General features: G+C 58.9%; 8 protein-coding genes and 1 pseudogene. 3 read left to right on the top strand and 6 right to left on the bottom strand.

Annotation, left to right across the window (positions count from 1 at the left end; genetic code table 11):
* Positions 1-87: 87 nt before the first annotated feature.
* From F3H58_RS17165 to F3H58_RS17150, 4 genes and pseudogenes are all read right to left on the bottom strand, one after another.
* Positions 88-1,011, bottom strand: a pseudogene (locus tag F3H58_RS17165) (histidine kinase dimerization/phospho-acceptor domain-containing protein); the annotation flags it as partial.
* The gene (locus tag F3H58_RS17160; RefSeq protein ID WP_149743014.1) at positions 1,008-1,682 is read right to left on the bottom strand and encodes a response regulator transcription factor; all 675 of its coding nucleotides are present in this window, start codon (positions 1,680-1,682) and stop codon (positions 1,008-1,010) included. The gene F3H58_RS17160 and the pseudogene F3H58_RS17165, both read right to left, overlap by 4 nt.
* A 247-nt stretch (positions 1,683-1,929) precedes the next feature.
* Entirely contained in the window at positions 1,930-3,165 is a 1,236-nt protein-coding gene (locus F3H58_RS17155) for an SGNH/GDSL hydrolase family protein (RefSeq protein WP_149743013.1), read from the bottom strand.
* Positions 3,166-3,228: 63 nt separating this feature from the next.
* Complete coding sequence (locus tag F3H58_RS17150) at positions 3,229-4,452, bottom strand: lytic murein transglycosylase (protein WP_003519550.1); 1,224 nt, start codon at positions 4,450-4,452, stop codon at positions 3,229-3,231.
* 195 nt (positions 4,453-4,647) lie between these two features.
* On the opposite strand from F3H58_RS17150, the gene galU reads away from it, so the two are divergent.
* A complete protein-coding gene (gene galU / locus F3H58_RS17145; RefSeq protein WP_065656524.1) occupies positions 4,648-5,535 on the top strand; it encodes a UTP--glucose-1-phosphate uridylyltransferase GalU in 888 nt (295 codons plus the stop codon).
* A gap of 59 nt (positions 5,536-5,594) precedes the next feature.
* Here galU and uppP read toward each other — a convergent pair whose 3' ends face one another.
* On the bottom strand, positions 5,595-7,106 hold the full coding sequence (uppP, locus tag F3H58_RS17140; RefSeq protein WP_149743012.1) for a polysaccharide biosynthesis protein UppP: 1,512 nt from the start codon (positions 7,104-7,106) through the stop codon (positions 5,595-5,597).
* Between the two features lie 419 nt (positions 7,107-7,525).
* Here uppP and F3H58_RS17130 point away from each other — a divergent pair, with 419 nt between their 5' ends.
* Positions 7,526-7,891, top strand: coding sequence for a PAS domain-containing protein (locus tag F3H58_RS17130; protein ID WP_149743011.1), 366 nt, complete (start codon positions 7,526-7,528; stop codon positions 7,889-7,891).
* A gap of 112 nt (positions 7,892-8,003) precedes the next feature.
* The gene (locus F3H58_RS17125) at positions 8,004-8,999 is read left to right on the top strand and encodes a KpsF/GutQ family sugar-phosphate isomerase (RefSeq protein WP_149743010.1); all 996 of its coding nucleotides are present in this window, start codon (positions 8,004-8,006) and stop codon (positions 8,997-8,999) included.
* A gap of 34 nt (positions 9,000-9,033) precedes the next feature.
* Here F3H58_RS17125 and F3H58_RS17120 read toward each other — a convergent pair whose 3' ends face one another.
* Entirely contained in the window at positions 9,034-9,498 is a 465-nt protein-coding gene (locus tag F3H58_RS17120; protein WP_031233584.1) for an NfeD family protein, read from the bottom strand.
* Positions 9,499-9,727: the final 229 nt, after the last annotated feature.

Here is a 9,727-nt window from a genome sequence, read left to right as displayed (position 1 = left end):
AATTGGCATCGCCCTCATGGCGGGATAAAATCAAAAACACCAATCAGTCGCCTCGGCCTCAACCGGGACAACCTGTTGAGGTTCCACAACTAGAGGGGCCTTCTGCCCGCCAAGGCGCTGCAAATCGAGCAATTGTTCGGCCAGCACGGCGATGCGGCTGGCATCCGCCAATATTCTGCTGCGGGCCGGGCCGTCCAGCAGCGTTTCAACGCGGGTCTGGAGAATGGCGACGGGGGTTCGCAATTCATGGGCGGCATCGAGAATGAAGCGCTTGTGCCGTTCGTAGCCATCGTCCAGTCGCTTCAACGCGCCGTTGACGGCATGCACGAGCGGCTGCACCTCCCGTGGAATATCGCCATCCGGCAACCGGTATCCGCGCCTGTCGATATCGATGGTTTCCGCCGTGCGGGCAATGGTGGAAAGGGCGCGAAATTCCCGGCGGATGATCCAGGGGATGGTCACCACCGTCACGATGGACATGAGAATGAGGACAGGCATGATCAATATATTCGAGAACAACAAAACGGGGAAGGTCATGCTGAACGGCCCGCCTTTGCCGATCATGACGAATTCTCCGGCCGGCCCCGAAGCGCGGCGAACGACGGCGATGCGCACCACGGCGAGGTAGGAATAGGACAGCGCCGCGTCGCGCACGTCGGAGACCCTGATGTCGCTCAGCTGCTGATCCATGTTACTGAATGCCTCGGGCACCTGCCCGCCCTCCACGATCTCCCCTTTTTCGCTGACCGCGACGAACCAGAAATGGGAGGTATTGCTGCGCAGGTTGATGAATTCGGGCGTTTCTTTGAGAACCAGCCGATTGTTCTCATCCCGTATGATCGCGTTGGCGGTTATCTGGGCCGCATCCGGGCTGAGCAGCGCGCTGCCTGCGCCGCCGCTCGACATATAGGTGACAATCGCGGCGGTGACGAAGAACAGGCTGCCGATCTGGAACAGCAGCAGTTGAATGGTGAGCCGGCGCTTGAGCGATTTTCTTCTGGCCAGCTTCACGAGGTTGCCCTCAGCAGGTAACCGACGCCGCGAATGCCGTGGACCTCAAGGCCCGCATCAGCGGCCGCCAATTTGCGGCGCAGGCGGGAAATATGGGAATCGAGTGCATTGGACTGGATCTCATCGTCGAAATTATAAACGGCTTCCTCAAGCAATGAGCGCAGCACCGTTCTGCCCTGTCGCCGCAACAGGGCCTCGAGGATCAGCAGTTCGCGTCTGGTCAGCGGAAGAAATTTGCCCTTGATACGCACTTCGCGGGTTTCGAAACAAAATTCCAGCCTGCCCAGTTTTGCCGTCATCGTCACGGTGCCCGCCGGCCGGCGCATCAGGGCGCGGATGCGCGCAAGCAGTTCCTCGACGGCAAATGGCTTGGCCAGATAATCGTCCGCACCGAGGTTCAGGCCATTCACCCGATCCACAAGCGCGCCCTGCGCGGTGAGCACGATGACGGGCGGGGTGACGGGCAGGAGCCGCAAATCTTCGATAAGCTGGATGCCGTCACCATCGGGCAATTGCCGGTCGAGCACGACAAGGTCGTGGACGCCGTCCATGATGGCGTGGCGGGCAAGATCGAGCGTGCCGACCGTATCCACGATAATATCGAACCGGTGGAGCGCGGCGGACAGGGCTGCTGCCATTTCGTGTTCGTCTTCAACAAGCAGCAGGCGCATGAATTCATCTCGGTATTGTCCGGCGTACCTTCCGGAAAGGGGCGCGGCGAAAGGCAAAAAACGACGGCGCTGCTGACGCTACGAACAAGCGAGGCGTCGCCGTCAAATAGATGTCGCCATGCTAAAAGGGGACAGGGAATGGTGGATGGCCAACCCCGCATTCCTGAAAAGCTTCACTTATCCTGTCATGTGCGGATTGCCTAAACATTACGCCCGCTGCGGGGCGGTCAGGCCGCTGCGAAAGGGCTTATTGTTTTGCCTGTGTGGTATCGGGCGCCACACGATAGTCATCGATGCGGCCTGCCGGTGCATCGGCCATCTCGCCCCGCTTGGTCAACCGCTCGCGCGGCGATTCCACCACGGATACGCGTGTCGGTCCGGCGGCCAAAGGGGCATCGCCCAGCAGCTTGTCGCCGCCATCGAGATTGGGATCGGTGAGACTGATAGGCTGGGTGCGTACCTGCCCGGCATCGATGCCAAGTGCAGGCAGGGAGGTGAGCGCCGGCAGATTGCTGCCGTCCAGTTTCACGAGGTCCGGCCCAGCGCTATCGAGGTGCCGGCGCACGAATTTTTCGACGTAAAACGCAAGCTTGCGTTTGCCGGCCTGGGTCATGCCTATGCCATCAGCCTCGCGCAGGCGCGCCTGCTGGCCGTTCATGTCGTAACCGGTGATGACGAATTTTCCCGCCTCATCGACGAAACCGTCCCAGACGTCCACGAATTCGCCGCCATATTTCTCGACATGGCTGCGATAAAGCCGGTTGAAACCGACGAGATCGGCCGAAAGCGATGGCGACTGGAAGGCGGGCATGCCAACCCACAAGAGCGGTACCTTTGGGCGTCCGGCAATGGCCAGAAGCTCGTCGATCCGCCGCTCATATTCCTTGAACCAGACCTCCGTACCGAATTTTTCCCTGATATCGCCGATCTGCATCTGCTGGCGATCGTTCGATCCCATCATGATGACGATGGTGGCCGGTTTGGTCTCGCTGATGAATTGCGGCAGGTTGGTGAACCAGTCGTAATAATCGGTACGGACGAGGCCGGAAGAACCATTGGCACGCACATCGACGGCGATTGCAGGCGAACTGGCGAAGGCATTGACCAGTTCTTCACCCATGCCGCCGGCAAGAAAATCGCCGATGACCAGAACGCGCCGCGCATTTTCAAGCTTGGCGGCTGGCTCCGGCTTCGCGGTCCGCATCTGCACTACCGAGGGCGCTTTTCTGGCGGGTTGCGGGCGGGTGACCGATCTTTCGCGCGGAGCAGACGGAAAATCGCGGCGGTTGCGGGGCTGATATTCGCGCCCGGATCCGCCATCGCGGCCCACCGGTCTGCCGAAGAGCATTTCAAATAGGGTGCGCCGTTGCTCCTGGGCGAAGCTTTCGGAAGGAACGAGCGGCACGGTAAGGACAGCGCAAAGAAGGACGGCGCAGAAACGCCAGCCGGTTCTTCCGTTCTTCGCCGCAGGTTTCCTACTCATGACATCAACCTTTCCGGATGCATCGGCGGCGCTCACGCCGCCGCCGAATTCACCGGCACATTATCAATTGCGCAGGGCTCTCAGCAACCGCTGCGACGGCTGGCCGTCGGTTTCCATACCCATGCGCGACTGGATGGCGCTGATGGCGGCTTTCGAACCGGAGCCGAAGTTCCCATCCACCTCGCCGTCATAATAGCCGAGCTCCTTCATGCGGGTCTGCAGCTCGAATTTTTCACGAATGTCCAGCGTCCCATCGGGGCGCGGCCATTTCTGCTGCATGCCGCCATAACCGGCGATCTCATCCGCAAGCAGGCCGACGGCGAGCGCATAGCTGTCGGATGCGTTGTATTTCTTGATGGTGAAGAAGTTTTTCATCATCAGGAAGCCGGGGCCGTTTGCTCCGCCCTGCAATTTCAGCATGGCGCGATCGGAACCGCGCGTGAAGTTCTTGCCGTTCGGGCGGGCAAAGCCGAGCTTTGTCCATTCCGCAATGGTCTTCGTTTGCCCTTCATAACGGGCGCCGCCACGCGGAACGGCGGTTTCATAACCCCAGGTGCGGCCGGGCTCCCAGCCGTTTTTGGAAAGAAGATTGGCAGCAGTTGCCAGTGCGTCCGGAACGGAGTGCCAGATGTCGCGCTTGCCGTTGCCATCCGCATCCACCGCATAAAGCAGGTAGCTGGTGGGAATGAACTGGGTGTGACCCATCGCGCCCGCCCAGGAGCCTGTCAGCTGTTTCGGCGTGACATCGCCCGCCTGAAGAATCTTCAGAGCGGCGATCAATTGCGTGCGCGCGAATTTGGCGCGTTTGGGATCGGAATAGGCGAGCGTTGCCAGCGCCTGCGGGATGTTGTGCAGACGTTCGGGTTTTTCGAGAACCGCGCCGTAATTCGATTCCATCGACCAGATGGCGAGAATGATGTGCTTGTCGACGTTAAAGTTACGCTCGATCCAGTTGAGGGTCGTCGCGTGCTTCATCTTCATCTCGCGGCCGATCCGCACCGTGTACGGATTGACGCGGGAATCGAGATAATCCCATATCTGCGTGGTGAATTCCGGCTGGAAGGTGGCCTTGCGCAGCGCGTCGGGATCCGGCTCGCTGACACCGGCAAAGGCCTTCTGATAGGTCGCCTTGCTAATGCCTTCTTTCGCGGCTGTTGCATAGAACTGGTTGATCCACTGACGGAATCCCTGATCGGCGCGGGCCGAAACGGGCGCCAGCGAGATTGCCAGGCCTGCAACCACCATGCAGCCGAATTTGCGGACATCTGAAAGGATCATCTTTGTCATCGTCTGTCTTTCGTTCTCTCGAATGTCATTTCGATTGCGAAAACGCATCGGGCGTCATCATGGATAACAAAAGAACGTCAACAAATTCTTTACCATTAATAGATGGTAGCGTCACCCTTTACAAAACGTTGTTATTTTTGAAATAACAACAGCGTGCGGGGATTGTGATCAAGTTTTATCTCTCAGGAGGGATATGTGGTAGAACAGAAGAAAATTCGGAAGGCCGTATTTCCGGTCGCAGGTCTCGGCACGCGTTTCCTGCCCGCAACCAAGGCGGTTCCGAAAGAAATGCTCACCGTCGTCGACAAGCCGGTCATTCAATACGTCGTCGATGAGGCGGCGGAAGCGGGCATTGAGCATTTTGTATTTGTCACTGGCCGCGGCAAGGCGGTGATCGAAGATTATTTTGATATTCAATTTGAACTTGAACAGATGCTGCGCGAGCGCAACAAGAATGCCGAGCTGACATTGCTGGCCGGCCTTCTGCCCAAGGCGGGTACTGCGAGCTTCACGCGCCAGCAGGTGCCGCTCGGTCTTGGCCATGCGGTCTGGTGCGCCCGTGATATCGTCGGTGACGAGCCTTTCGCCGTGCTCTTGCCCGATATGATCATGCATTCGCAGAAAAGCTGCCTCAAGGGCATGGTCGAACTTTATGACCAGACCCAGGGCAACGTCATCGCGGTGCAGGAATGCGCTCCCGACCAGACGCATAAATACGGTATCGTCGGCGTGGGTGATGCCGTGGGTGAAGGTTTCAAGATCACTGAAATGGTCGAAAAGCCTGCCAAGGGTACGGCGCCGTCGAATTTCTACATCAACGGCCGTTATATTCTTCAGCCCGAGATTTTCGACATTCTCGAAAATCAGGAGCGTGGCGCCGGCAACGAAATCCAGCTGACGGACGGCATGCTGACGCTCGCCAAGTCGCAGCAGTTCTCCGGCTATCATTTCCGTGGACAGACCTTCGATTGCGGCGCCAAGGATGGTTTCATCCTTGCCAACGTCGCCTTCGCGCTGGAGCGTGGCGATATTCGCCCGGCGATCGAAGAGCCGATCAAGGCCCTGATCAACGGGTTGAAGTAATTCACCAGAACAACAACGGAATCCCGGCCTCAGCGCCGGGATTTCTTTTTGGCCGAAGCCTATCGCTTAAGGACAAGTCCTGCGCCGACGCGCAGCTCGCTGCTGTCATAAACCGGTGTCCACTGATAGCTGACGTCCGCCGTCAGGTCGAGATAGCGGTTCAGCCCCCAGGTCAGGCCGGCGCCCGCGGTATATTCAACGGCATTTTCCATGTCGGAAGAGGGGAATGTGCGATGCACGATCTGTCCCGTCAGGCGGGCAACGAGGTTGCTGCGCAATTCGTGGGTCAGGCCGGCATCCAGCCGATAGGAAATCCAGCCACCCTGCGGTCCGCCGGCAAAGTCCTCTATCGTCGTGCGCAGCCCGAGATTGACATTGGTGCCCCGCTGGGGTGACCAGTTGAGCTCGCCATCCAGCGTCAATGCGCCGATCGAGGCAAGGCGATCATCGTCATATTGCTTGCGCAGATAGCCGATGGCGGCCTCGCCGCGGGTCTTTTCGCCAAGATCGACTTCCGCGCCGACCTTCGCCCCATAGGCATTGGAGGAGCGGGCATAGCCCGAATTGTCGAGACGCCTGTCATATTTGGTCGTCCCGGCATTCAGTTCGAGGAAGGGGATGAGCGCCGGCGACAATTCATAACCGATGCGTCCGCGCAGGTTCGCGCCGTTCTGGTCGCGGTCACTGAGGCTGATCGGCCGGCCGTCGACGCCTTTCGCATCCGTATAGACCGTGCGCGAGAGATCGAGCGCTGCCAGGCCGCGCAGCTTGCCGAAATCCCGCTCTATCGATGCGCTGGTGGTGAAGCGGTGTTCTCCGCCCTGCACGGCAGCGCCGGTGAGAGCATTGGGGTCCGTCGTGTCTTCGCGGCTGAAATCGTAACCGGCCTTGAGATTGGCCGTCGTTTCTTCGCCGAGATCAAGGCGCAGATCGGCCTCTATCCTGGCCCGGGGTTCTTCGCCGTCCTTGTCGCTGCCGAAATTTTTCTCCCAGGCGCCGTCGCCCGTCACCGTCAAGGCGTGACGGGACCAGTCGCTGGTGAGCGTACCGCGTATGCCTGTCGTCAGATAATTGCGTCTGGAAGGGCCGCCGGTATTCGTCTGCTTTTCCGTATTGATCGTCTGGCTGATCGAAGGCCGCAGCAGGAATGTGCCGAGCCGGATGCCGGGCGTCTGACCCGGTTCGGTGGCTATCCGTGGATTTTCGCCACCGTCCACCGTCGGCTCATAGGGGTTTTCGCCCTCGGCATAGGGTTGGCCCGCTTCGTCCTGCTGTTCGTAAATCGGATCGCCGGGATTGTTGGACGGACGCCAGAGTTGCTGTTCGGGCGTGGGCGTAGCTGTGGAAGGGACAGTGCCCGTGCTAGTGCTAGTGCTCACCCCATTGTCCGTGGCCGGTGTGGATGAAGCTGCTCCGTCGACGGCAGAAGCGCTGCCCGGCAATACCGGTATGGCTGTCGTTGCAGTCTGCGCGAAGGTGCTTCCCTGCGGGTAAAAAATCGTGCAGGCGAGCAGCAGGGTTGCTGCTTTCCGCGACGTCGGCAGACGTGTGGCGGTGCCCTTCACATTCATTCCTTTTCACCCGGCAAGTTGGGCCGATGCCGGATCGAAGGGCCAACAAGACATCTCCTCAGGCCCGATGAGTGACAGGCCGATGAAATGACGTGAAGAAACCAGGGACCAGACAGGCGACGCAAGTTTTAACATCGCTTTAACAATAGGTTTTTTATGGTTAACAGTTGATAAAGATCGACGGGATTTCAGTGTTATGGCAGGGGCGCAAAGCCAACGGCGCCGATCATCAGACCCGGTGGGCCGATTTCACTCACCTCGGTTACTGGAGAAGAATAGTCATAAATGCAAAAAAATTCTAATATGAGAAGATTAAAACGTTTCAATTTGGCACGGAATCGCCCTATAGTTTACAGCGGCTGATCGTCTATTGCGCAGCAAGTGGTATTGAATTTTATTTTGTGTGACAGCGTCGTTTCATGAATCCCGTTTTGAACGCCAAGCAGGTCGGTTTTTATTGTTGGGATATTACCAATGACCGTTTCTACCTAGATGAAGTATGTGCTGAACTCTTCGGGATTCCGCTGCGGGAGGCGATGCAGGGCATCAGCATTTTTCAGATGCTTGAAAAAGTGGACCTCGATCATCGAAACCACGTGATCGAAACGGCGTTGATCACCCTGAAGGCCGCGAGTTTTTATAATCAGGAATATGCCGTGCGCCGCAGCGACGGCTCGGTCTCATGGGTAAGGACGCTCGGGCGATATCTGGTCGACGAGGAAAACATCCCTTTCAAGCGGCTTGGAACGATGGAGGAGATTTCTCCGCCGGACCGGCGTCATTGATGACATGTCGTTGGACTGAAACCGTCGAACATTTTTGGACGACATCGACTAAAACCCGGTGCCTGTCGGCTGGAGAGTGGACTTATTCTGGCTGAAAGAGTAACAGTCGGCCATGATTACGCGCGCCGTCAAACTGGTCGAAGACAATGCAATCGAATCCGCCGTGCGGACGATTTCGATGGAGCGGGCTGGCCTTGCCGCCCTTGAGGATGCTTTGAGGAACGGTCTTTCAGCCCCCTTCTGCAAGGCGATCGAGACCATCGGCCAGTCGAATGGCCGTCTCATTATTACCGGGGTCGGTAAAAGCGGCCACATAGGCGCGAAGCTTGCCGCCACTTTCGCCTCTACCGGGACGCCTGCCTTTTTTGTGCATGCGGCGGAGGCCAATCACGGCGATCTCGGCATGATCGGCGGCGATGATGTTGTGCTGGCCATTTCCAAGGGCGGCGAAAGCGCGGAACTGCGTAGCATCATCAACTATTCGCGCCGTTTCTCCATTCCGTTGATCGCGCTCACCTGCTCGGAAAATTCATCGCTGGCACAGGCTTCCGATATCGTGCTGCTGGTTCCCAATGAGCAGGAAGCCTGCCCGCTTGGCCTTGCGCCGACGACCTCTACGTTGATGCAGCTTGCGCTGGGCGATGCCCTTGCCGTTGCGCTGCTGGAGGCGCGCAATTTCACCGCGGGCGATTTCAAGGTGTTTCATCCCGGCGGCAAGCTGGGGGCGAGCCTGACGCTGGTCAGCGATATCATGCATACCGGTGATCGTGTGCCGCTGGTCAACAAGGGAACGGCCATGCCGGAAGCGGTCGGGGTTCTCTCCCGCAAGCATTTCGGCTGTGTCGGCATTCTGGACGAGGATGGCCGCCTGTGCGGCATCGTCACCGAAGGCGATATGGCGCGCAACCTGTCGCGCAACCTCGCCGAAATGACGGTCGATGACATCATGACCCGCACGCCGAAGACCGTCAAAAAATCGGTGCTGGCGACCAGCGCACTGGCGACGCTGGAAAAATTCCACATTGGCGCGCTGATTGTCATCGATGATGACAACCGGCCCATCGGGCTGGTGCATTTCCACGATCTCTTGAGAATTGGCGTGGCTTGAAGCCACCGCCGATCCTGAAAAAGCTGGTCTGAATCTATCGGTCCAACGGCTCGATTGTCAGCGTGCGTCCGCGTGCGGAAGCAATTCTCACACGGGTGCCGGCCGGCAGGTCTTCGCCGTTGACCGGCCACCAGGTATCGTCCAGCCTGATCCGGCCACGCCCTTCGACAATCGGTTCCTGGAGGGTAGCGGTGCGGCCGACAAGGCTTGCCTCACGCTGGTTGAGGAAGGGCTCGTCGCTTGCCGCCCGGTTCCTGCCGAAATATTTCCGTCCGAGCAGGGCGAAGACGACGGAAAGCGCGGCAAACAGCACCAGCTGCAATTGCCAGGCCCAGAATGCCGCATCCCATAAAAGCAGCGAGACCGCGCCTATGACCAGCGCGGCGAGGCCGATCCAGATCAGGAATACGCCGGGAGCGATGAGTTCGGCGGCCAGAAGCACGAAGGCGACAATCCACCAGCTCCATGGTCCCAGCTCAGTGGCAAGCCGTTGCAGCATCATCACTTCTCCGACGAGGAACCGAAGGGATTGCCGGGGGTCGTGACGTTGATGCTCTGGCCGGAAGGCCGCGTCGGCGGCACGGAGCGGGACGAGGTGGAAGTGGCAGGCGCAGTCGGCGCATCGCCCCTGTCACCGAAGACCTCTTTCGCAATCGTGCCGATACCGCCGAGGGAACCGATCAGCGCCGAAGCCTCCATCGGCATCAGCACGATCTTGGAATTCTTCG

It is taken from the genome of Rhizobium sp. NFACC06-2, assembly GCF_900101425.1.
In the GTDB taxonomy this organism is placed as follows: domain Bacteria; phylum Pseudomonadota; class Alphaproteobacteria; order Rhizobiales; family Rhizobiaceae; genus Agrobacterium; species Agrobacterium leguminum.
The sequence above is the reverse complement of the archived record's forward strand: the minus strand, read 5'-3'. Positions and strand labels throughout refer to the sequence as shown.

Excerpts from the sequence above, each read along its gene's own strand:
- F3H58_RS17160 (WP_149743014.1), bottom strand. The coding sequence starts at position 1,682 with ATGCGCCTGCTGCTTGTTGAAGACGAACACGAAATGGCAGCAGCCCTG.
- F3H58_RS17155 (WP_149743013.1), bottom strand. The coding sequence starts at position 3,165 with ATGAGTAGGAAACCTGCGGCGAAGAACGGAAGAACCGGCTGGCGTTTC.
- F3H58_RS17150 (WP_003519550.1), bottom strand. The coding sequence starts at position 4,452 with ATGACAAAGATGATCCTTTCAGATGTCCGCAAATTCGGCTGCATGGTG.
- uppP (WP_149743012.1), bottom strand. The coding sequence starts at position 7,106 with ATGAATGTGAAGGGCACCGCCACACGTCTGCCGACGTCGCGGAAAGCA.
- F3H58_RS17130 (WP_149743011.1), top strand. The coding sequence starts at position 7,526 with ATGAATCCCGTTTTGAACGCCAAGCAGGTCGGTTTTTATTGTTGGGAT.
- F3H58_RS17125 (WP_149743010.1), top strand. The coding sequence starts at position 8,004 with ATGATTACGCGCGCCGTCAAACTGGTCGAAGACAATGCAATCGAATCC.
- F3H58_RS17120 (WP_031233584.1), bottom strand. The coding sequence starts at position 9,498 with ATGCTGCAACGGCTTGCCACTGAGCTGGGACCATGGAGCTGGTGGATT.